Raw genomic sequence first — 22,521 nt, forward strand, 5'->3', positions numbered from 1 at the left:
TATCATCCCGCCCATGAGCACAAACACCCCTGATACCTCCCCCGAGCAGCGTCCTGCCGTGCGTTTGGTCGATATTGAGCCCGAGCAGGCCGGGCAGCGCATTGATAACTTCCTGATTACCAAGCTAAAAGGGGTGCCAAAGAGCCGCATCTACCGCATCCTGCGCAAGGGTGAGGTGCGCGTCAACAAGGGCCGCATCAAACCGGAATATCGCCTCAAGGCCGGTGACCAGGTACGCATTCCCCCGATCCGAATGGAGGAAAAGCCCGCCGTACCGACCCCGCCACAGGCCCAGATCGAGCGGCTCGAGGCGGCTATCCTCTTCGAGGACAAGGGCCTGATTATTATCAACAAGCCCAGCGGCCTGGCCGTGCACGGCGGCAGTGGTCTGAGTTTTGGCCTCATCGAGGTGCTGCGGGCCTCGCGACCCACGGCCCCGTATCTCGAACTGGTGCACCGCCTTGACCGTGACACCTCCGGTCTGCTGCTGGTGGCGAAAAAGCGCAGCTACCTACGGTCCCTGCACGAACAACTGCGCGGTGACGGCGTGCGCAAACATTACCGCGCCCTGTTATGCGGGCATTGGGACCGGGGCAAACACCACGAGAATGCCCCCCTGTATAAAAATACCCTGAGCTCGGGTGAGCGTATTGTGCGCGTTGATGAACGGGGCAAGACCGCGCATACCCTGTTCAAACCCATTAGTTGTTTCAAGGCCGCCAGCTACATGGAGGTTGAACTCTTCACCGGGCGGACCCATCAAATACGCGTGCACGCCGCGCACGCCGGCCACCCGGTGGCCGGTGATGAAAAGTACGGCAATCAGGACTGTAATCGTGATTTGAAACGATACGGCCTGAAACGATTATTTTTGCATGCCTACCGACTCGAGTTTACCCACCCGGGAAGCGAGCAACCGATGGACGTGATTGCACCGCTCGACAACGCGTTGGGGGCGGTGCTGGATGCCCTCGAAGCAGGGCAGAGATGAGAGCTTTATTATGAAACCCGCATTTGAATTACTCGTGTTTGACTGGGATGGGACCTTGATGGACTCGGTGGAGCATATCGCCACTTCGCTGGCCGCGGCCGCCATCGATACCGGTATGGAAGACCTGGGCCAGCAGCGTTACCGCGACATTATCGGCCTGGGCCTGAAAGAGGCCATGCAGGCACTCTACCCCGAGGCCGGCGAGGCAGAGACCCAGGCCCTCTGCGAGCGTTACCGTTATCACTATGTCGAGGTCAACCAGGTCAGGTCAGAGCTGTTTCACGGCGCCCTCGACATGCTGCATATTATGCGCGGCAAGGGCCTGAAACTCGCCGTCGCCACCGGCAAGGCCCGTGTCGGTCTGGAGCGGGTGTTTGCCGATACCGGTTACGGTGAACTGTTTCACGCCAGCCGTTGCTCGGACGAGTCAGGTTCAAAACCGCAGCCGCACATGCTGCATGAACTCATGCAGGAGCTCAACGTCGAACCCGACAAGACCTTGATGATCGGCGATACCGAATACGATATGGCCATGGCACGCAATGCGGGCACGCATGGCCTGGCCGTCAGTTATGGTGTGCACGATTGCCAGCGCCTGCAACAACACGACCCGCTGGCCTGCCTGTCGAGCATGGAGGAACTGAGCGGCTGGTTGCATGCGCACACGGCCTGATTCCTGCTATGATTAAACAAAACAAAATGTATCAGCACAGAAAAAACAACACGGAAGCACGACTATGACTGAGCCAAAAGACAACGAAAACTGGGAACGCGAGACCATCAACAAACTTGCCTTCGCCGCGATCACCGAGCAACGCCGCGCACGCCGCTGGACCCTGGTCTTCCGGGGCCTGGTGCTGGTGTGGCTGTTCAGTTTTCTTGCCCTGGCCATCATAGGTGAGCAGGAAGCCAATCTTGAACTTGGCGCGCACACCGCACTTATCGAAATAAAGGGCGTCATTTCTGATGATGCCGAGGCCAGTGCCGACAATGTCGTCACCGCGCTGCGCAAGGCCTTCAAGAATAAACATGCCGCCGCGGTGATCCTGCGCATCAACAGCCCGGGTGGCAGCCCGGTGCAGTCCGGTTATATCAATGACGAGATCATTCGCCTTCGTAACAAATACCCGGACAAACCCCTTTACGCCGTGATCACGGATATCTGTGCCTCGGGGGGGTATTACATTGCCGCCGCCGCCGATCAGATCTATGCCGACAAGGCCAGCCTGGTCGGTTCCATCGGTGTCATCATGAACGGCTTTGGTTTCACCGGCACCATGGACAAGCTCGGGGTGGAACGACGTCTGCTGACGGCCGGTGAACACAAGGGTTTCCTTGACCCGTTCTCTCCGCTGAAGAAAGAGGAAGTCACGCATATCAAACAACAACTCGACAACCTGCACAGCCAGTTTATTGATGTGGTCAAGAATGGTCGTGGTGACCGCCTCGCCGATGACGAGAAACTCTTCAGCGGTTATATCTGGTCGGGTGAAAAGAGTGTCGAGCTCGGCCTGGTCGATGCCCTCGGCAGCAGCAGTTACGTCGCCCGCGAGATCGTCGGTGAAGAGAAGCTTGTCGATTACACCGTACGTCCAAGCTTTGTCGACCGCTTTGCCGAGCGCATTGGTGCCTCGATGGGAAAAAGCATCAGCGCCACAGTGGGGCTTGAGTCGTTGCAGCTGAAATAAGTTGTAATCGTCCGGGCTTGATCTGACGGGGGAGTATGAATTGTAGGTCTGCTTTCGACCCAAAGCAGCCGGTCACCACATTTCCGCAGTCGGCTGGTTGATGCCGGAAACGGCCATTTATGAGATAGTGATTTTCTTGCAATTCACCGACATTATAGAGAGTATTATTAAAACATTTGGCGGTATAACACATTATTTGTGCCCTCCGCATAACACTATAAACGTGCCAACCTCATAATAAACTGTTAGTAGGTAATAGTAATGCTCTACTTTGTAACATCAACGATCGTCGGAATAGCTCTGGCATTTGTGATCTTTGCAATGGCTTTTAATGGGAATACTAACTTTGCGGTTCCTTTGCTAGCCGAGGGAATATTGATTAGCGCCATAACAGCACTAAGTGGTGATCGTAATAAACACTCTACATTGACAATATGTACTCCTGCGATATTGATGTGTTTACTTTTTGGCGGCCTCCTATCAATAGGTGGCAGCAATCCCTTAAATCGGGAATGGCTGTGGCTAGCTGCCGCTATTTTCATGGTGTGGCTAATTGCAAGTTTCATCGGTAGTAGAGTAAGAAATGTTTTAACTATATTGTTAGCCAAATAGTTTATTTGAATATCTACCTAACAATGCACTCGTTCTGACGTTCACTGCGCCATGCCGCACAGCGTGTTCGTTTCTGAGTGACCGCTTCTGGCCGATCGGCGACATAACTAGGCAAGAATCGGCTAGAATGAAATGAATAATTGGGGTCAGAGCACAGTTTTCTCTAATATAAGCAACAACTGTGCTCTGACCCCATTTATTGATTAACGGACCTAAAAGGCCTAAAGCAAATGGTCGTTTTAAGCCCTCTAATTATAGTTAGGCGTAAAAAATAAATGGCCCACAAAAAATTAATAATAAAGTATATATCCTGTATTTATTTGGTTCTTCTTTCTATGTGGCAGGGGTTCTTAGCTTGGGGCACGAACCAATTTCTTATAATGTTTGAATCATTCGGTAAAGAAAACCTTACTACAGAAATACTATCATACTCCCAACCTCTAATTTGGGGGTTCATGCTCTCAACATTATTTCTCTGTTATGACATTTACAAAAGAAAAAATGTACTCGTACTAAATACAGTAGTAATAGTTTTCACCATTACTATTGCAACAATTTTAATTCAATTCCATGTCTTTGTTGGTTCCTACATGACAACCTTTGAAATAGGTGAAGTAAAATGAAAATTTCGCCTAACAACGAAATTAACATGGACAAAATACAGTACTGCTTGTTCCTCGCAAAACTGTATTTTTCCAGTTATTAAAAACGTTATGCATAAAATTATTTTATTCTCCGCCCTTATAACATCTATATCCGCACTTGGCTGGGGACAAGAATTCTCCGATGATTTTAATAATCTACAAACTGACGCATCCAGAGACAAATCAGCCCTCTACAATAAATGTAAGGCTGAAATAAATCGAAAGCATTTTAGAGTGGAATTTGATAAGTGCATTAATAAGTGGGAATCAAATAATAAGCTTCACACAAATAAAAGAGCCTTGGCTGAAAAACATAGAGAGGAACTTCTAAACCAGGTCACTATCTGTAAACATCGAGCTATAAAAGCGGTCGAACAATCCAGGGAGGGTAAAAATACATACTTGCATTGCGAGATATATAAATGACTAACAAAAAACTATTAATAATAAAATATATCGCCTGTTTGAATAAGTGGGGTCAGAGCACAGTTTTCTCTAATATAAGCAACAACTGTGCTCTGACCCCATTTATTCAGTCATTAACGTAGAAAACCGGGTCAGAGAGCAATTGTTTCTAATATAAGTGAGCTTGAATATTAGCGTTAATTCCTCTCTGACCCCATTTAATTTTATGGCGCGGTTCGCCTCTTTGTGTGAAATCACACATCATTTTCTGCGATCGTGAAGTAGTCTGACTGTTGAGAAGGGGAAGGGTAAAGGCGACGTGGGCTACAGCATATAAAATAATCCCTCCATCCCCCCTTTATTTAAAGACTTGAGTTTTCAATAGGATAAGTTTCTTTGTGGTGTAAGAGTTTTTTGTTATGCTAATCAGCCTAACCAGAAGAACCTTTGACTGTAAATGAGAGGAATTTAGGACAATGAAAAAGCACATCATACCAACCATCGCTTTTGCTCTCTTCACAACATCAGCATATGGTCAATCAATGCAAGTTGGCTTCAGCAATGTGACTACCGTTGTTCCTGGTGGCGATATCAAAATCTGCAAGGCCCGTTATGGAACCGGCTATGTCACCAGCCCGCATAAAAACGGTGCCAAGATACATAAATCAAGTGACAAAGGCCATTTCATCCACATTACCAAGTCCAACGTTACCTTGCACCACGATGTCTATGTCATGGCGAACGAGTACAACATGAGCTACCCGGGTGATAAAGGGGAGATAACCGCTAAGGCATATGTCTATGCGACTGCCCTGGATAGGAAGAGTGGCTTTTCTGGCGTGTTTTCGGACGGGCAGTGTAAGGGCCAGCTCACCATCAGTGCCAAATAATCTAGGAGGACAGCACCATGGATAAAATACTTGATAAGTACTATGCGTTCCATCGCTATCAAATGGCAGAAAATCTAGCAAAGACTAATGTTAGAGTCTGCTATGTTCCAGCTCCAGAAAAAAATACTCGGCAAGGACTGCGAGCTTTAACACCATCAAAAGACTAATTTACTTTTCAGATGCAATCCCGTTGCGTCGGGGTGGCTTAGTACAAATAAGACTTATAAGTGCCTTCTCGGTAGCTATCGAGAAGGCACATCGCTGAAAGTGTCATTTTGGGGTGGTTGCATTGAAAACTGCGCAGGAACATATTGATAGTCTTGACTTGAGCGTAATAAAAGAAAAACTGACCATGCCCAACATAGCGGGTGGCTACGAATGGTCGGAACAGGAGGTAGAGCAAGCCATATCCGCCTATCGACAATTTCTCAAAGAGGTCCTGAATTATAGAATGCAAGACCAGAATGCTCCTTCTGATATCGGTCCTGACCCGGATCCTGTGGTTGATATTGTGTGGCACACGCATATCTTGTTCACCCAGAAATATCATGAGGACTGTGCGAACATTTTTGGCGAATACATACACCATATGCCCAGGGTGGATCCCATCCCGTCCGGGCAGCATAACCCGATTGAGTCTTAAACAGGCTTAAAAGGTTGTGAAGACAAGTAAGCCCTGGATCTAATATATATTGATGTCTAGCGAGTGTGCTAACAGAAGAGATACGTTAAGGAAACCAAACGGAAGATGGCCTTCGACCTTGATCACTTTTTAGCGCATCATCGCCATGTGTTGCCTGGTGAGGATATTAACAAGCTATTTGCAACTCCCGAGCGTAACCGAACACTCATGGAGATGCCGGACAATCTACCGGATAACCTGCTCGAAATAATCCAGAACACTCTGGCAGAAGTTGAATTTAACCGATACCCCAGAGCTGACGACATTGACCTGGAGAGCCAGATCGCGAACTGGTTAGAACTGCCAGTAGATTCTGCTGTGTTACTCGGCAATGGTGGGTTCCCACTTATCGAACAGGTGATGCAGTGCTACGGGGCTAATCGGCGGGTATTACTTCTCGATCCCGACTTCTTCATGTACCGGGTAGCCGCGAGTAAATATGAGGCGGTCGTGGAAAGCCATCGTCTGGAAAATGATTTTTCTATTGGACTGGAAAGGTTATTGGACAAGATCGATAAGTTGCAGCCGGAGCTGATCGTTCTCAGTAACCCACACAATCCCACTTCCAGGCTTTTTGATGTCAACACGATTAAGGCCATCCTGACGCATGCGCCTGGTCTTGTATTAATAGACGAAGTCTATAGCGCATTCGCAGATGTGCCGAACGCCTTGCTTCCATTGCTTGTGACACATCCAAACCTGTTGCTATTGCGTAGTTTCTCAAAGATTGGTGCTGCCGCAATACGGCTCGGGTTTCTGCTCGCCAACCAGGAAGTGATAGATATCTTGCGACACTGGCAAGTGCCGTTCCCGGTCAATACGCTGTCGATGATGATCGGTAGTCTAATCATCGAACACTACAATGAAATCAAGTCGAGTATCGAGCAGGTCGTTGACCAAAGGCGCTGGATGACGGAGCAGTTACGTCGCCACTCCGCCTTGACGGTGTATGATAGCAGCACAAATTTTGTTGTATCACGACTGAATGAGCAGGATTCCAGGGGAGTTGTGGAGAAGCTGACACAACAAGGCGTACCTGCAATTAGATATCAGGGAAACCCCCTACTTGAAAATTGTGTGCGGTTCATCATAGCAGATGCGAAAAATAACCAACTCACAACCAGCTGCGTGGCAAGTATTTGTTTGCAGGATTAATGAATATAGAATAAATGCAAAAAATCAAGGGTCAGAACACTTGAAATCACGATTTGTCTCCGCTCCCCCTTTTTTACCATTGCTAATAATTGAATTGACGGCAACCAGTAAACCAATAGGGTCAGACTCGATTGAACGTCCGGTTGTGGCCGATCGGCGACATAACCAGGCAGGAATCGGCTAGAATGGAATGAGCGGCTGGAGCCGACCCAAAGCGGCCTGTATATTGTAGAAAAAATGCGTTTTATGGCGCCTTCGCTGTCCTCCAGGTTCTTCTGATTTGATGTAGATCAATGTAATTAATCCTTCATTAAGCTTATATTAATGACGTAAATCTATTTATAAATCTCAAGTGGGTTATAGATAGATTTATGTTCATGATTCTGTTGTACTTGGCAGAGATTGTATAAGTTGCTCATTTTGAAGATGAATAAGAGAAAGGTCCCCAGAAAGTACCGCAGTTAGAATATTCAGGGTTGTTTAATATTCCAGGTAATAAATATTTACAATTATAGAAAAACACATAATTAATCTTGGTATATGAAGGCTCAAGATGACAAACTTTTTTTATAAGCCTCTACGGCGTATGTTATCAGCTCCGGCGATTTTACCCTGCCTGTGTTTTATCATTTATCTGCTTTTTGTTCCCTTATCACTTAATGCTGCTCAAGCGTTACCGTGGAAAGTTATTTTTCCTGATGCAACCCATATAGGCAAATTTGAAGGAACTCCACCGGCTGCAACAGTCTTTCATGGCGATAAGCCAGTGGGTTATCTCTTTCGTACAAAACAAATTGCACCGATCCCGGCCTATTCAGGTAAGCCGATGGATATGTTGGTGGGTATTGATCCGGAAGGTCGTATTATAGGTATTAGAGTCCTTGAGCATCATGAACCCATACTACTGGTCGGTATTCCTGAATCAACACTGAATGAATTTGTCATGCAATATGTTGGCAAGCGGGTTGATGACCGAATAAAAGTGGGTGCAGGTAAGCGCTCGGGGTATGTCAATGTGGATGCGATTACCGGTGCGACAGTTACTGTAATTGTCATGAATGAAGCTATTCTCAGGTCGGCCCGTGAAGTAGCGATCAGTAAAGGTATTATTGCCGATACGCGTGCACTCGATCGTCCTGCTGCCAGAGTTCGTACAGAGTTGTTTGAAAGTACAAACTGGAAAGAGTTGACGGGTAATGGCGCAATTCGTCGTATGTTGTTAGTTCGTGAAGAAGTTGACGCGGCATTTAAAGGTACCGCTGCGGAGGATATTGACCTGGCTACCGCGGATGAAGCAAAAGAACCATTTATTGATCTGTTTTATGCCTATCTGAATGCGCCTACTATTGGCCGTAATCTGCTTGGTGAAAGTCAGTACAACTGGTTAATGGCGGAACTCAAAACGGGTGAGCATGCGATTGCTTTACTGGCAAACGGCATCTATTCCTTTAAGGGATCAGGTTATGTTCGCGGCGGTATTTTTGATCGCATTCTACTGCGACAGAATGAACGTGATATATCATTTCGTGATATCGACTATCACCGCTTGAGTGATGTTTATGCTGAGGGTATGCCTGAGTTTTCGGAGATGGCGATTTTTATTGTGCGCGAGCCTTACCAGTTTGATCCGGGGCGTGGTTGGGAACTTGATTTGCTGGTGAAAAAACAGACGGGGCCGCTGGATAGTGTGTTTTCAAGCTTTACTACTACTTATGAAATTCCGGAAGCCTATGTAGAGTTAGCCGAAGTCGATGCTGAATTAATAGCAGCCGAGCTCCCTATCTGGCGGCAAGTATGGCAGGAAAAAACGTTTGAAATTGCTTTTCTGGTTCTGGGACTGGCGGCGCTGACAATCATTATGACATTACAGGACTGGCTGGCTCATTTCCCGCGGTTGCTGAATAATTTACGCACCGGGTTTTTGGTGTACACACTGTTATATGTCGGCTGGTACTTGCTTGGTCAGTTATCGATAGTGAACGTGTTTACTTTTTCCAGCTCGCTAACGAGCAAATTCAGATGGGATACTTTTTTAATTGATCCGACCATGTTTATTCTTTGGGTTTTTGTGGCGGCATCACTTTTATTGTGGGGGCGTGGTGTATATTGCGGTTGGCTTTGTCCTTTTGGTGCCTTGCAAAAACTAGTGAATCAGATAGCACGGTATTTTAATGTGGTGCAATTGCAGTTACCGCAGATCATACATGACCGCTTATGGGGAATTAAATACCTGATATTAATGGTGCTGTTTGCGATCTCTCTGGAATCGCTGGCAACAGCAGAGCGCTATGCGGAAATTGAACCATTTAAAACTTCAATTACCTTGCGTTTTAATCGTGAATTACCTTTTGTTTTATATGCACTGGGGCTGGTTGTTGTCTCGGCCTTCAATTGTAAGTTTTATTGTAAATATATATGTCCGCTGGGCGCGGCGCTGGCGGTACCAGCAAAACTCAGTCTGGTTAACTGGTTAAGACGGCGTAAGGAATGCGGCTCTCCTTGCCAGACCTGTGCTGTCGAATGTGAGATTCAGGCGATCAATGATCGAGGAGAAATACAAATTAATGAATGTCACTATTGTATGGATTGTCAGGTAACTTATTGGAATGAATATAAATGCCCGCCCTTGGTTGTACGCCGTAAAAAACATGAGAGGACCGGGCAGATAAAACAGGAACTGGGTGCCGAATCAATTGACTAGACAGTTATGAGTGGCTGAGATTGTCTATCATATGATGTAACAGTTATTCGATTTTATAAGGTGTGACTAATATCAAACAGGAGGTTTATTATGAGTAAAGAATCAGAAAAACAAGGTCTGACACGCCGTGAGTTTTTGAACGCTACGGCAATGGCAGGGGTTGCGGGCGTGAGTTTAGGTGGCGGTCTTATGGGAATGTCCCCTGCATTTGCGGCTAAATCAGCATCAGGAAATGCTACCGTCGGTCTGGGTGAGCTAGACGAATACTATGGCTTTTGGAGTGGTGGTCAGTCGGGGGAAGTTCGAATACTTGGATTGCCATCGATGCGTGAATTAATGCGTATTCCAGTATTCAATATGGACAGTGCAACGGGCTGGGGTATGAGCAACGAAAGTAAAGATGTCTTGGCAGGTGGTGGCGGACCATATTTTAATGGTGATGCACATCACCCACATATGAGCATGACAGATGGCCGTTATGACGGTAAATATGTGTTCATTAATGACAAGGCAAACACGCGTGTTGCGCGTATTCGTTGCGACATTATGAAAACGGATAAGATAACCAGTATTCCCAATGTTTCGGCGATTCATGGCTTGCGTGTTCAGAAAGCACCGTATACCAAGTATGTTTTCTGTAACGCCGAATTTCGTATACCGCATCCCAATGATGGTCGCGACCTGACGGACCCTTCAAAATACCGAACGATGTTTAGCGCTGTTAATGCCGAAACCATGGAAGTGGACTGGCAGGTCATCGTTGATGGCAACCTGGATAACACCGATGCAGATTACACAGGTAAATATGCCTGCTCAACCTGCTATAACTCGGAAGGTGGCGTCACTTTAGCGGAGTCTATCGCTAATGAGCGTGACTGGGCGGTGGTATTCAACATCCCGAGGATTGAAAAGGCTATTGAAAAAGGAATGTTTACCACCTTGGGGGACTCCAAGGTGCCGGTAGTGGATGGCACTCACGGTTCAAAATATACCCTGTATATTCCAGTTCCAAAAAGCCCTCATGGTTTGAACACCTCGCCAGATGGTAAATATTTTGTGGCTAATGGTAAATTGTCGCCAACAGTGAGCATAATTTCGATCAGTAAAATTGACGACTGGTTCGCAGGCAAACTTAAAGAACCACGAGATACAATAGTGGCAGAACCAGAGCTTGGTCTTGGGCCTCTGCATACGGCATTTGATGGTCGCGGCAATGCGTACACGACACTATTTATTGATAGTCAGATTGCCAAGTGGAATGTGGATGATGCCATTAAAGCCTATCAGGGTAAAAAGGTGAGCTACATTAAGCAAAAGCTGGACGTGCACTACCAGCCTGGCCACAATCACACCTCCATGGGCGAAACACGTGATGCAGATGGTAAGTGGCTTGTTGCCTTATGCAAGTTTTCAAAAGACAGGTTCTTGCCGGTTGGCCCATTACATCCTGAGAATGATCAGTTGATTGATATTTCCGGTGACGAGATGAAGCTGGTGCATGATGGTCCAACATTTGCTGAGCCACATGATTGTATGATTGTACATCGCAGTAAAATGAAACCGTTAAAAATATGGAAGCGGGATGACCCGTTCTTTGCCAACACTACCGCTATGGCTAAACGAGATGGTATTAATCTGACAACAGACAATAAGATTATTCGTAATGGTAAAAAAGTGCGTGTGTATATGACGTCAATTGCCCCGAGCTTTGGCATCACAGACTTTAAAGTGAAAAAAGGTGATGAGGTAACGGTAGTCATTACTAACCTGGACATGATCGAGGATGTGACACACGGTTTCTGTGTGGTGAATCACGGTGTCAGTATTGAAATTGGCCCACAGCAAACGGCATCGGTAACTTTTGTTGCAAATCGACCGGGTGTTCATTGGTATTACTGTAACTGGTTCTGCCATGCGCTGCACATGGAAATGCGTGGTCGTATGCTGGTGGAAGCGTAACAGGTAACGGAAAAATATAAGGGGAGGGATTGCCTCCCCTTTATTTAAAAATAATGACAATGCATTATCTAAACCAACCATTTTGGCTGCTTCTTTGTTGGTTGTTGACACATGCTTTTGGTGTGCAGGCTGCTGAATATCGTATATACGGTTCCACAAATAATATTCAGGCTCTCATCAACAACGCTGAAGCTGGAGATCGGCTTGTTTTTTCTGCGGGCCGATATCACGTTAATCTGACAGTTAACAAATCATTGATCCTGACAGGTGATCCGGATGCCATACTGGATGGAGATAATACTGGTGATGTCATCCGCGTCCGCGCACCTAATGTCACTATTCAGGGGCTACGCATTGAAAATTCCGGCCATGATTTGACGGAAATGAATGCCGGTATTTTTGTTGAGTCTGTAGCAGAGAACATTACGATTGAGAATAACAAATTTGATGGCAATGGTTTTGGCATATGGCTAAGGGGATGCAAATCACCAAAAGTGCTAAACAACCATGTTCATGGCGTACCTGAAGTTCGATCACAAGACCGTGGTAATGGTATTCATCTATCTTCTGTGTCTCAGGGGATTGTGAAAGGTAATGAGATTTGGGAAACGCGTGATGGTATCTATATTGAAAGTAGCAATAACAATACACTCGAAGCCAATGTATTGCATGACCTTCGGTATGGTATTCATTATATGTATTCACACTCTAATCGGGTGATTGGCAACCATAGCCGTAATACACGAACCGGCTTTGCGCTGATGCAGTCTAATCATTTGACCGTTCTTAATAATACCTCTGAACAAGATCGTAACTACGGAATTTTGTTAAATTTCATAACCTACAGCAAGATAGCGAACAATCGTATCATTGGAGTACAGGGTGGGGGCGGATATGCTACCGGTGGCGCCAGCATCCTGGGTGCGGAAGGCAAGGCAATATTTATTTATAACTCGCAGTTTAATGTTATTCATAACAACCTTTTTTCTTCCGGTGATATTGGCATTCATCTGACCGCAGGATCAGAAGATAATAAAATCTACGGCAACTCATTTAATGGTAATCGGGTACAGGTGAAATATGTAGCTAACAGGTCCCAGGACTGGGTGCATGAAGGCCGTGGTAATTACTGGAGCGATTATTTGGGATGGGATTTAAATGCGGATGGTATCGGCGACAAACAATACGAACCCAATGATGCTGTTGATAAGCTGCTATGGAAATATCCGATGGCACGTGTACTTATGAACAGCCCGGCGGTGGAAACATTACGCTGGGTGCATGAAAAATTCCCGGTACTTAAATCACAGGGGGTTTACGATAGCGCACCACTAATGCTTTCACCTCATAAAGAAGGGCTCAGTTTATGAGTGCAGTAGTCATGCTTGATCACGTTCGAAAATCTTTTGGTCAGTTTAATGCGCTGGATGATGTAAGTTTGAGTCTGCAGCAAGGGGAAATTCTTGGTTTACTTGGTCATAATGGGGCCGGAAAAACCACAACCATGAAACTTATTCTTGGGGTGCTTGGTGTTAGTAGTGGAACAGTCAGTTTATTCGGTGAATCACCTGTCGGAGCACAAGCCGATATACTGCGCAGGAGCATCGGTTATTTGCCAGAAAATGTCAGTTTTTATAGTCAGTTAACCGGTAAAGAGGTGCTGGAATATTTCGCAAAGCTTAAAGGTGTAACAGCTGGCGCAGCTATGGAGTTACTGGAACGTGTCGGTTTGAGTCATTCGGCACACCGACGTGTTAAAACTTATTCAAAAGGCATGCGGCAACGTCTCGGTCTGGCACAGGCATTACTCGGAAAGCCTAAGTTATTACTGTTTGATGAGCCAACAGCCGGGCTGGATCCGGCTGCCACATTTGATTTTTATGAATCAATGGATGAATTACGCAAACAGGGAACTACCATATTATTATCATCACATGTTCTACCGGGCATAGAAAAATACATCGATCGCGCAGTAATTTTGGGTGATGGTAAATTACTGGCATCAGGTTCGCTGGCTGAGTTAAGTCACCGGGCACAATTACCAGTCACTGTACGCGCGAATGGGGATTGGCCTAATATTAATTGGCAACAGCAATTTCTTGACCATGAAGTGAGATTTAGTCACTTAAATGGTAAAAGCCTGCAATTAACCGCTCCACTTCATAGCAAAATGAAAGTCATGCGTATTTTATTGGCAGAACCCGCCGTGAAAGATATTGAGGTCGTTATGCCTACGCTGGAAAATCTGTATTACTATTACTGTAAGCAGGTTGCACCGGAGAAGCAATTATGAATGCTATCTTAATTGTCGCCAACAAAGAATTTCGAGATGGCTTGCGTAACCGCTGGGTATTGTCCATTACACTGGTGTTTGCATTTCTCGCGATCGGCCTTGCCTATTTTGGTGCTTCTGCATCAGGGACAGTGGGGTTTACATCCCTGGCAACGACTATCATCAGCTTGTCCAGCCTGGCCATTTTTTTAATACCACTGATCGCTCTATTGCTGGCTTACGATTCGATAATTGGTGAAGATGAACAAGGTACGTTATTGTTGTTGCTGACATACCCGATGCGACGAAGCCAGTTACTGCTTGGTAAATTTATGGGGCACGCGGGTATTATGGGTGCATCGACTGTGCTGGGTTTTGGTGTTTCGGCAGTTTTAATAGGTATCCTGACGGACGAAATATTTTATTTGGAATTATGGCAGGCTTTTGGGGTGTTTATCCTGACGACAACTTTACTGGGTTGGGTATTTATTGCCATGGCTTATGTAATCAGCTCCCTTGCTTCTGAAAAATCGCGTGCAGCGGGTATTTCTTTAATACTCTGGTTCTGGTTTGTGTTGATATTCGACTTGATACTGCTGGGTCAGCTGGTTTTAACCAAAGGTGCTAGTGGAAATGACTGGCTAGCATATTTATTATTACTGAATCCGACGGATGTTTTTCGATTAGCTAACCTGGCGAGTTTTGAAGCTGCTCGTAATTATACTGGCCTGGCGCATATGACAGCATCGGGCTCGTCTTTTGATTCCCTAATGTTGACGGGTGTACTTGTTGCCTGGGTTATTGTGCCATTATTACTGGCACTGTGGCTGTTCAACCGTCGCCGTATTTAGAACAAGAGCTTGCTGACTTGAAATACTTTACAACAAGCATTGGGGTTGTCGCTGCTTTATTGGTAACAAGCATGATAGTGAGTGGTTGTGATAAAGCAGATCAACCAGATTCTTCACAGGTATTAGAAAAAATTTCTGCGGGTGATGAATGTCATGTCTGCGGCATGGAAATAATAGGTTTTCCTGGGCCTAAGGCGCAAGCATTTGTGCGTCACCAAAATGCCCCATTAAAATTCTGCTCAACTATTGAATTGTTTGCATGGTTACTGCAGCCGGATACCAAGGCGATTCTACATTCAGCATATGTACATGATATGGGTGCTGCAGGCTCGTGGGATAAACCCAGTGATGAACACTACGTAAATGCGCATCAAGCCTGGTATGTTGTCGGTCATAGTCGGTTAGGTGCTATGGGACTAACCTTGGCCAGTTTTCAGAAAAAACAGGATGCGGAGAATTTTATAGAACAATATGGTGGTCGTTTGCTTGATTTTAATGCCATTGATCTAGAATTGCTAGCGGAACTAAGAATGCGGCACGCAGACGTAAATAATCAGAGGAAGCCTTAGTTATAAGTTCTGCCAGCATGATTAAAGTTGTTTTGCTTTGTAATGAATCGCTTCTTTTGGCCGTAACCAGACTTTGGGCTCTGGAAAGGTATTTTTATAAAACCCGCACACCTTCATTTTCCAGCATACGCACCAGTCGGATCAGCGGCAAACCGATCAGCGTGTTCGGGTCTTCACCTTCGAGTCGTTCAAACAGGGCGATACCGAGTGCCTCGGACTTGAAGCTGCCGGCACAGTTGTAGGGCTGTTCACGTTGCAGGTAGTTTTCGATCTGTTCCCCTGTCAGTTCACGGAACACGACATCAAACGGCACGACTTCAGACTGTGCCTTGTCGGTGGCGCTGTTATACAGGCACAGGCCGGTGAGAAAGCGCACCGTCTTGCCTGAGGCGTTTTGTAACTGTTCGATGGCGCGTGCATGGGTGTGCGGTTTGCCGAGTATTTCACCCGCATTCACCGCAACCTGGTCGGAGCCGATGATTAGCGCATGGGGGAATTGTTTGGCTACGGCGCGGGCCTTGGCTTCGGCGAGGCGGGCGACGAGTTGCTCGGGGGGTTCGTTTGCCCTGGCGGATTCATCTACATCCGGCGCGGCGGTTTCGAATGGCAGGCCGAGTTTTTGCAGGATCTCGCGCCGAAACGGCGAGGTGGAACCGAGTACGAGTCTCGGTGCGGTGTTAGTTGTATTCATACGGCGGTGTTATCTATTTCGTTGCTAAGTGAGTAAGTTCTTTGGCTGGTTATTCTATCTCGACCAGTGCCTCATCCGGGTTGACGCTGTCACCCTTGGCGACATGGACCGCGGCGATTGTACCCGATATCGGCGCCTGAATTTCGGTCTCCATCTTCATGGCCTCGGTGATGAGGATGGCATCACCGGCCTTGACCTCGCTGCCGACCTCAACCAGCACCTCAACAATCGTGCCCGGCATCGAGGTGGTGACATGCCCGGGGCTGGTCGCGCGGGGCCGTTTGCTGCCGCGTTGCGCGGTGGCGGGGACCTCGCTGCCGTTTTCCATGACCATCATCTCATCGAGTGTCTCAATGAGGATCTCTTCCTGCACGCCATCGACGGTGACATAGAAGGGCCGCTGGTTCTGGCCCTTGTGTCCGGCACCGGTGACCTTGATGTGATAACTCTCGCCATGCAGGGTGGCATTGAATTCAATCGGGGCGGCATGCGGGCCGTCATCCTTGCGGCGTGGTGGCTCGAGTGGTTCCGGGACCAGGGCATCATTGGCGCGTTGCTCCAGGAATTCACGACCGATCTCGGGGAACATGGCATAACTCAGCACATCTTCTTCGTTTTTGGCCAGTTCACCGATCTCATTGCGCAGGCTGTCCATTTCATCTTTGAGCAGGTCGGCGGGGCGGACATCAATGATCTCCTCACTGCCGATGGCCTGCAGGCGCACGGTTTGATTCAGCGTGCCGGGGGCCTTGCCGTAGCGCCCCTGCAGGTAGAGTTTGACCTCGTTGGTAATGGTCTTGTAACGCTCGCCGGTCATGACGTTCAGCACCGCCTGGGTGCCGACGATTTGTGAGGTGGGCGTGACCAGTGGCGGGTAGCCCAGGTCTTCACGCACACGTGGGATCTCGTTAAGGACATCATTCATGCGGTCCAGTGCACCTTGTTCACGCAGTTGCGATGAGAGGTTGGAGATCATGCCGCCGGGGACCTGGTTGACCTGCACGCGTGTGTCCAGGCCAGTCATTTCGGATTCGAACTGGTGATAGGTGCTGCGCACCTCCTTGAAGTAAAAACCAATCTCCTGCAGCAGCTCGAGGTCCATGCCGGTGTCGAACTCGGTGTCACGCAGGGCGGCGACCATGGTCTCGGTCGGGGCATGACTGGCGCCGCCCGAGAAGGTCGATATGGCCGTGTCGATATGTCGGCAGCCATGCACGATGGCGGCGAGGTGATTCATGCTCGACATGCCGGCGGTGTCGTGCGAGTGCAGGTGCATGGGGATGTCGAGTGCCTCGGTGAGTTTCTCGGTGAGTTCGGCGACGACCAGTGGTGTTAACAGGCCGGCCATGTCTTTTATCGCCACACTATCGCAGCCCATCGACTCGAGTTCCTTGGCCTGGCTGACAAACTGGTTGAGGCTATGTGCCGGGCTGATGGTGTAACAGATCGTCCCCTGGGCATGTTTGCCGGTCTTTTTAACCGCCTCGATGGAGGTGTGCAGGTTGCGCAGGTCATTCATGGCATCAAAGATACGGAATACATCAATGCCGTTTTCGGCACTGCGCTCGACAAAGGCACGCACCACGTCATCTGAGTAATGGCGATAGCCCAGCAGGTTTTGTCCGCGCAACAGCATTTGCAGACGTGTGTTGGGCAGCGCTTCGCGAAGTTTGCGTAAACGTTCCCACGGGTCTTCTTTTAGAAAACGCAGGCAGGCATCGTAGGTGGCACCACCCCAGACCTCCAGCGACCAGTAACCGGCGCGGTCAAGGCGTTCACAAATCGGCAGCATGTCTTCGGTGCGCATGCGTGTGGCGATAAGTGACTGGTGGGCGTCGCGTAAAATGGTGTCGGTAATATGGACTCTGCTCATGCTCTGACTCTTGTTGTTATACACCTAGGTGTGCCGCCACTGCCGCGGAAATGGCCACGGCCAGCTCGCGGGGTGGACGACGCACCGAGTAGTTAATCAGTTCCGGGTGTGACTCGACAAAACTCGTATCAAACTGGCCACTGCGGAAGTCCGGAGATTTGAGGATCTCCAGGTAATAGGGGATGGTGGTTTTCACCCCGTAGACGCCCATGTCGTTGAGGGCGCGGCTGCCGCGATCCAGGCAGTGTTCCCAGGTCAGTGCCCAGACAATGAGCTTGGCGCACATCGAATCGTAATAGGGTGGGATCTGGTAACCGGTGTAGATCGCCGCATCGGTACGCACGCCGGGACCCCCCGGGGCGAAATAACGGGTGATGCGACCGAAAGACGGCAGAAAATCATTTTGCGGGTCTTCGGCGTTAATACGCAACTGCATGGCAAAGCCGCGACGTTGTATGTCTTCCTGTTTGTATGCCAGGGCCTGGCCGTCGGCAATGCGGATCTGCTCACGGACGATATCGACCCCGGTGATCTGTTCGCTGATGGTGTGTTCGACCTGCAGACGGGTGTTCATCTCCATGAAATAACAGCTGTCATCCTTGGAGTCGATGAGAAACTCGACCGTGCCGGCATTCTCGTAACCGACCGATTTGGCGGCCTTCACGGCCAGGGTGCAAATGGTCTGCCGTTGTTCCTCGTTTAGCTGCGGGGAGGGGGCCAGTTCGATGAGTTTCTGGTGGCGGCGCTGAATCGAGCAGTCACGTTCAAACAGGTGGATGACATTGCCGTGGCTGTCGCCGAGGATTTGCACCTCGATATGGCGTGGATTAACCACACATTTCTCAATGAATACCTCGCCGGAGCCGAAGGCCTTGGTGACCTCGGAGATCACCCGGTCGTACTGTTTTGTCAGGTCGGCGGCGGACTCACAGCGGCGGATACCCCGGCCACCGCCGCCGGCACTGGCCTTGATCATAACCGGGTAGCCGATTTCAGAGGCGACCTGCAGGGCCTCGTCAAGGTCGGCGAGGCTGCCCTCACTGCCCGGGGTAACGGGTATGCCGGCCTCGATCATGAGCCGGCGGGCCTCGGTCTTGACCCCCATTTTGTGGATGACCTCGGAGGAGGGGCCAATAAATTTGACCCCGCGACGCGCACAAATCGCTGCAAGTTCCGGATTTTCCGAGAGAAAACCATAACCCGGGTGGAGGGCATCACAACCGGTGGCCACGGCCAGATTGACGATGCGGTGGGCGTTCAGATAGCCGGCAATGCTGTCCGGGCCGATATTGTAGGCCTCGTCGGCCTTTTTGACGTGCAGCCCATGGCGGTCGGGATCGGCGTAGATGGCCACGGATTTGATGCCCATCTCGGCGCAGGCGCGTACGATGCGGACGGCGATTTCACCCCGGTTGGCAATGAGTATTTTTCTTATCAAAAGCAAGGCCCCTGTGGCACGCCGGGATGCGTGACCGTTGCTGGCCCATCCCTGCTGCAATTTGTCCATTGAACGGGAATCCACCCCATAAAGTCAAGTTGGCCCAATACGGGCAGCCGACACGGAACAGACGGATTTTTGGGGATTTTTTCTTTGACAGGCGGGGTGTCGAGCTTTATTATGCGCGGCCTATGAAAGACCGGTTGCCGGAGCATATCGAACCGCTGCGGTTAGCCCGTAGCGGGCGCGTATTGCAGGGGGTTTTGCCCCTGTCACGTATGGCGCGACTCATGGACAGCATCGATGCCGACACGGGCGGTGATGTCGAGGTGGAATTGAGCTTCGCCATTAATGACCGTCACGTGCCTTGTGTGCGTGGTCATCTGCGTACCGCGGTGGGCCTGCAGTGTCAACGTTGCATGCAGGAGATGAGCTGGCCCGTCGACAACCAGTTTGAGTTGTTGATTGTCGAGTCGGAGGCCGAGGCCGAACAACTCGGTGAGGAGTGTGAGGTACTGTTGCTCGATGAACAGCTGATTTCACTCTCGGATCTGGTTGAAGACGAGATCCTGTTGAGTCTGCCGATTGTGCCGAAGCATCAGGCCGGTACTGCGTGTGCAGACAATGCCCGCAGTAGTGAGGCTGTTGAAGAGATTGCCGAACAGGCAGTGTCGCCGGCAGCAGGGACGGCAACAGAAAATCAGGCAAGGAAAAATCCTTTTGCCGTACTTGCGGAACTGAAGAACCGCAAGGATTAATTTTTTTACGAAGTAAGCGTACAGGAGCAAGAACCATGGCCGTACAAAAGAACAAGATGACACCGTCAAAGCGTGGCATGCGTCGTTCACACGATTCATTGACCGCAACAACGCTGTCTATTGAACCTACTACTGGTGAAACACACCGTCGTCATAATGTGAGTGCGGACGGTTATTACCGTGGCCGCAAGGTCGCACCTGGCAAGGACGACTAATCAATTGCCGACTCGTTCGGCAAATTGGCCTTATAATACGTAGCACGGCTCAATGGGCCGTGTTGCGTTTTCAGGCAACTAAGCCCGTCATTACCGGGGAACATAATAACAGTGGGCAATCCCGTTACAATCTCATTGGATGCTATGGGCGGCGATCACGGACCCTCCGTGGTTATTCCTGCCGCGCTTCAGGCGCTGGATGACAACCCCGACTTAAGTCTTATCCTCGTTGGTGATGAAGAAGTTCTTCATCAGCACCTGCAACAGTCCAAACGTGAACCTGGCGAACGTCTGCGTCTTCAACATGCCTCTCAGCAAGTGGATATGTGTGAATTGCCTTCACATGCCCTGCGTAACAAAAAAGACTCCTCCATGCGTGTGGCCATCAACCTGGTAAAAGAAGGCCAGGCGGATGCCTGTGTCAGTGCCGGTAATACCGGTGCGCTGATGGCGACGGCACGTTTTGTATTAAAGATGCTTTCTACGGTTGACCGTCCGGCGATTTGCGGCATTCTGCCGACGATAGGTGGGCATACACACATGCTGGACCTCGGCGCCAATGTCGATGCCACAGCCGATAACCTCTTTGAATTCGCGGTGATGGGTTCGGTACTCGCCAGCGCCGTAGACAATATTGAAAACCCAAGTGTTGGCCTGCTGAATATCGGTGAGGAAGAAATCAAGGGTAATGAACGCATCAAGGAGGCTTCACGTTTGTTGACGGCGAGCCAGCTAAACTACGTGGGTTATATTGAAGCGGATGGTATTTATTCAGACAAGGCCAATGTTGTGGTCTGCGATGGCTTTAATGGCAATATTGCCCTGAAGGCCAGTGAAGGCGTGGCGAAGATGATTTCGCACAAGATTCGTGAAGCGTTTAGCAAAAACATTCTCACCAAACTGGTAGCATTAGTCGCCATGCCGGTATTAAACAGCTTTCGCAAGACCATTGACCCACGCCGTTATAACGGCGCCAGCCTGCTTGGCTTGCAGGGTATCGTCATAAAGAGCCACGGTGGTGCCGATGTATTGGCGTTTAAAACGGCCATTAATACCGCCATTGTCGAGGTGCACAATCGTGTGCCGGAAAGGATCAGTGAACAACTAGAGACTCTGTTATCAGGGCAACGGAATAACGATTGATGTATTCGCGTATCAAGGGCACAGGCAGCTACTTACCGGAAAAAGTGCTGACCAATAAAGACCTGGAAAAAATGGTCGATACCACCGAGGCGTGGATCACTGAACGCACGGGTATCAAGGAACGTCATATCGCCGCCGATGGGCAGACCACCTGTGACCTTGCCGAGCAGGCCGCACATGCCGCCATGGATGCCGCCGGCGTGACGAAAGATGATATTGACCTGATTATTATTGCCACCACCACACCAGACCGCGTCTTCCCGAGTACCGCCTGCCTGCTGCAACAACGCCTTGATATTCACGGCTGTGCGGCCTTCGATATACAGGCGGTATGTACCGGCTTTGTTTATGCACTGGGTGTGGCCGACAAATTTATAAAGAGTGGCAGCAATAAATGTGCCCTGGTGATCGGTGCCGAGACCATGTCACGCATCACCGACTGGAGTGATCGGGGCACTTGCATCCTGTTTGGTGATGGTGCCGGTGCGGTAGTGCTGGAAGCCAGTGATGAACCGGGCGTGTTATCCACGCACCTGCATGCCGATGGCCAGTATGAAGACCTGCTGACGGTTGATGGTGGTGTGTCATCGGATTACAGCAAGATCGAAAACGGTACCGCCTTCATGCGCATGAAGGGTAACGAGGTCTTCAAGATGGCCGTGAATACACTCGGTCGTATTGTTGATGAAACCCTGGCGGCAAATAATCTTAAAAAGTCCGATATCGACTGGCTGGTGCCACACCAGGCCAATATCCGCATTATTAATGCGACAGCGAAAAAACTGGGCATGAACAACGGTCATGTGGTTATCACAGTGGATAAACATGGCAACACCTCGGCGGCCTCGGTACCACTGGCGCTGGATGTCGCCGTACGCGATGGTCGGATTAAACGTGGTGAAACGATTTTACTGGAAGCCTTCGGTGGTGGATTCACCTGGGGTTCGGCACTGATTAAGTATTAAAGATTCAGGAATTCCTTAC

Annotated in this window: 21 protein-coding genes; 18 read left to right on the forward strand and 3 right to left on the reverse strand. The window is 49.0% G+C overall.

The window, feature by feature from the left end; genetic code table 11:
- Nucleotides 1-13: 13 nt before the first annotated feature.
- The 14 genes from rluC to EL386_RS07405 all read left to right on the forward strand — a co-directional run bounded on the left by rluC (nt 14) and on the right by EL386_RS07405 (nt 15,419).
- On the forward strand, nt 14-991 hold the full coding sequence (gene rluC / locus EL386_RS07345) for a 23S rRNA pseudouridine(955/2504/2580) synthase RluC (protein WP_126454870.1): 978 nt from the start codon (nt 14-16) through the stop codon (nt 989-991).
- A gap of 10 nt (nt 992-1,001) precedes the next feature.
- Entirely contained in the window at nt 1,002-1,664 is a 663-nt protein-coding gene (locus tag EL386_RS07350) for an HAD family hydrolase (RefSeq protein ID WP_126454872.1), read from the forward strand.
- A 64-nt stretch (nt 1,665-1,728) separates the two neighbouring features.
- Nucleotides 1,729-2,679, forward strand: coding sequence for a signal peptide peptidase SppA (sppA, locus tag EL386_RS07355; RefSeq protein ID WP_126454874.1), 951 nt, complete (start codon nt 1,729-1,731; stop codon nt 2,677-2,679).
- Between the two features lie 261 nt (nt 2,680-2,940).
- Nucleotides 2,941-3,291, forward strand: coding sequence for a hypothetical protein (locus EL386_RS07360; RefSeq protein WP_126454876.1), 351 nt, complete (start codon nt 2,941-2,943; stop codon nt 3,289-3,291).
- A gap of 1,525 nt (nt 3,292-4,816) precedes the next feature.
- A complete protein-coding gene (locus EL386_RS07365) occupies nt 4,817-5,230 on the forward strand; it encodes a hypothetical protein (RefSeq protein WP_126454878.1) in 414 nt (137 codons plus the stop codon).
- Nucleotides 5,231-5,247: 17 nt separating this feature from the next.
- Nucleotides 5,248-5,397, forward strand: a complete 150-nt coding sequence (locus EL386_RS15620) for a hypothetical protein (RefSeq protein ID WP_172597653.1) — start codon at nt 5,248-5,250, stop codon at nt 5,395-5,397.
- 122 nt (nt 5,398-5,519) lie between these two features.
- Nucleotides 5,520-5,873 (forward strand): glycine-rich domain-containing protein, encoded by a 354-nt coding sequence (locus EL386_RS07370; protein ID WP_126454880.1) that lies wholly within the window; start codon nt 5,520-5,522, stop codon nt 5,871-5,873.
- A 105-nt stretch (nt 5,874-5,978) separates the two neighbouring features.
- On the forward strand, nt 5,979-7,067 hold the full coding sequence (locus EL386_RS07375) for a pyridoxal phosphate-dependent aminotransferase (protein WP_126454882.1): 1,089 nt from the start codon (nt 5,979-5,981) through the stop codon (nt 7,065-7,067).
- 553 nt (nt 7,068-7,620) lie between these two features.
- Complete coding sequence (gene nosR, locus EL386_RS07380; protein WP_126454884.1) at nt 7,621-9,768, forward strand: transcriptional regulator NosR; 2,148 nt, start codon at nt 7,621-7,623, stop codon at nt 9,766-9,768.
- A 90-nt stretch (nt 9,769-9,858) separates the two neighbouring features.
- Nucleotides 9,859-11,727 carry a TAT-dependent nitrous-oxide reductase gene (gene nosZ / locus EL386_RS07385; RefSeq protein WP_126454886.1) on the forward strand — a complete coding sequence of 623 codons (1,869 nt, stop codon included), beginning with the start codon at nt 9,859-9,861 and terminating at the stop codon, nt 11,725-11,727.
- Nucleotides 11,728-11,786: 59 nt separating this feature from the next.
- Nucleotides 11,787-13,097: a nitrous oxide reductase family maturation protein NosD gene (locus EL386_RS07390; protein ID WP_126454888.1), complete on the forward strand. Its 1,311-nt coding sequence runs from the start codon at nt 11,787-11,789 to the stop codon at nt 13,095-13,097.
- A complete protein-coding gene (locus EL386_RS07395) occupies nt 13,094-14,020 on the forward strand; it encodes an ABC transporter ATP-binding protein (protein ID WP_126454890.1) in 927 nt (308 codons plus the stop codon). The genes EL386_RS07390 and EL386_RS07395 overlap by 4 nt, the downstream gene beginning before the upstream one ends.
- Nucleotides 14,017-14,850, forward strand: coding sequence for an ABC transporter permease (locus EL386_RS07400; RefSeq protein WP_126454892.1), 834 nt, complete (start codon nt 14,017-14,019; stop codon nt 14,848-14,850). Before EL386_RS07395 ends, EL386_RS07400 begins: the two co-directional genes overlap by 4 nt.
- A 17-nt stretch (nt 14,851-14,867) precedes the next feature.
- Nucleotides 14,868-15,419 carry a nitrous oxide reductase accessory protein NosL gene (locus EL386_RS07405; protein WP_126454894.1) on the forward strand — a complete coding sequence of 184 codons (552 nt, stop codon included), beginning with the start codon at nt 14,868-14,870 and terminating at the stop codon, nt 15,417-15,419.
- 94 nt (nt 15,420-15,513) lie between these two features.
- Here the strand turns inward: EL386_RS07405 and EL386_RS07410 are convergent, their stop codons facing one another.
- From EL386_RS07410 to EL386_RS07420, 3 genes are read right to left on the reverse strand one after another with little or no spacing between them, the layout of a single operon-like run.
- On the reverse strand, nt 15,514-16,110 hold the full coding sequence (locus tag EL386_RS07410; RefSeq protein ID WP_126454896.1) for a Maf family protein: 597 nt from the start codon (nt 16,108-16,110) through the stop codon (nt 15,514-15,516).
- A 49-nt stretch (nt 16,111-16,159) separates the two neighbouring features.
- A complete protein-coding gene (oadA, locus tag EL386_RS07415) occupies nt 16,160-17,983 on the reverse strand; it encodes a sodium-extruding oxaloacetate decarboxylase subunit alpha (protein WP_126454898.1) in 1,824 nt (607 codons plus the stop codon).
- 16 nt (nt 17,984-17,999) lie between these two features.
- Nucleotides 18,000-19,421, reverse strand: a complete 1,422-nt coding sequence (locus EL386_RS07420) for an acetyl-CoA carboxylase biotin carboxylase subunit (protein ID WP_126454900.1) — start codon at nt 19,419-19,421, stop codon at nt 18,000-18,002.
- Nucleotides 19,422-19,612: 191 nt separating this feature from the next.
- Between EL386_RS07420 and EL386_RS07425 the strand changes: the two genes are divergently transcribed.
- The 4 genes from EL386_RS07425 to EL386_RS07440 all read left to right on the forward strand — a co-directional run bounded on the left by EL386_RS07425 (nt 19,613) and on the right by EL386_RS07440 (nt 22,502).
- Nucleotides 19,613-20,179 (forward strand): YceD family protein, encoded by a 567-nt coding sequence (locus EL386_RS07425; protein ID WP_172597654.1) that lies wholly within the window; start codon nt 19,613-19,615, stop codon nt 20,177-20,179.
- 35 nt (nt 20,180-20,214) lie between these two features.
- Nucleotides 20,215-20,394: a 50S ribosomal protein L32 gene (gene rpmF, locus EL386_RS07430; RefSeq protein WP_126454904.1), complete on the forward strand. Its 180-nt coding sequence runs from the start codon at nt 20,215-20,217 to the stop codon at nt 20,392-20,394.
- A 111-nt stretch (nt 20,395-20,505) separates the two neighbouring features.
- Nucleotides 20,506-21,537: a phosphate acyltransferase PlsX gene (gene plsX, locus EL386_RS07435; protein ID WP_197722172.1), complete on the forward strand. Its 1,032-nt coding sequence runs from the start codon at nt 20,506-20,508 to the stop codon at nt 21,535-21,537.
- The gene (locus EL386_RS07440; protein WP_126454906.1) at nt 21,534-22,502 is read left to right on the forward strand and encodes a beta-ketoacyl-ACP synthase III; all 969 of its coding nucleotides are present in this window, start codon (nt 21,534-21,536) and stop codon (nt 22,500-22,502) included. Before plsX ends, EL386_RS07440 begins: the two co-directional genes overlap by 4 nt.
- Nucleotides 22,503-22,521 lie beyond the last annotated feature (19 nt).

Origin of the sequence: Sulfuriflexus mobilis (assembly GCF_003967195.1) — a bacterium.
Taxonomy (GTDB): Bacteria; Pseudomonadota; Gammaproteobacteria; order AKS1; family AKS1; genus Sulfuriflexus; species Sulfuriflexus mobilis.

Coding starts and splice junctions, on each gene's coding strand:
- rpmF (WP_126454904.1), top strand. CDS start 20,215: ATGGCCGTACAAAAGAACAAGATGACACCGTCAAAGCGTGGCATGCGT.
- EL386_RS07410 (WP_126454896.1), bottom strand. CDS start 16,110: ATGAATACAACTAACACCGCACCGAGACTCGTACTCGGTTCCACCTCG.
- EL386_RS15620 (WP_172597653.1), top strand. CDS start 5,248: ATGGATAAAATACTTGATAAGTACTATGCGTTCCATCGCTATCAAATG.
- EL386_RS07390 (WP_126454888.1), top strand. CDS start 11,787: ATGCATTATCTAAACCAACCATTTTGGCTGCTTCTTTGTTGGTTGTTG.
- rluC (WP_126454870.1), top strand. CDS start 14: ATGAGCACAAACACCCCTGATACCTCCCCCGAGCAGCGTCCTGCCGTG.
- EL386_RS07425 (WP_172597654.1), top strand. CDS start 19,613: ATGAAAGACCGGTTGCCGGAGCATATCGAACCGCTGCGGTTAGCCCGT.
- EL386_RS07400 (WP_126454892.1), top strand. CDS start 14,017: ATGAATGCTATCTTAATTGTCGCCAACAAAGAATTTCGAGATGGCTTG.
- EL386_RS07365 (WP_126454878.1), top strand. CDS start 4,817: ATGAAAAAGCACATCATACCAACCATCGCTTTTGCTCTCTTCACAACA.
- EL386_RS07375 (WP_126454882.1), top strand. CDS start 5,979: ATGGCCTTCGACCTTGATCACTTTTTAGCGCATCATCGCCATGTGTTG.
- EL386_RS07395 (WP_126454890.1), top strand. CDS start 13,094: ATGAGTGCAGTAGTCATGCTTGATCACGTTCGAAAATCTTTTGGTCAG.
- nosZ (WP_126454886.1), top strand. CDS start 9,859: ATGAGTAAAGAATCAGAAAAACAAGGTCTGACACGCCGTGAGTTTTTG.
- oadA (WP_126454898.1), bottom strand. CDS start 17,983: ATGAGCAGAGTCCATATTACCGACACCATTTTACGCGACGCCCACCAG.
- EL386_RS07350 (WP_126454872.1), top strand. CDS start 1,002: ATGAAACCCGCATTTGAATTACTCGTGTTTGACTGGGATGGGACCTTG.
- sppA (WP_126454874.1), top strand. CDS start 1,729: ATGACTGAGCCAAAAGACAACGAAAACTGGGAACGCGAGACCATCAAC.
- EL386_RS07360 (WP_126454876.1), top strand. CDS start 2,941: ATGCTCTACTTTGTAACATCAACGATCGTCGGAATAGCTCTGGCATTT.
- nosR (WP_126454884.1), top strand. CDS start 7,621: ATGACAAACTTTTTTTATAAGCCTCTACGGCGTATGTTATCAGCTCCG.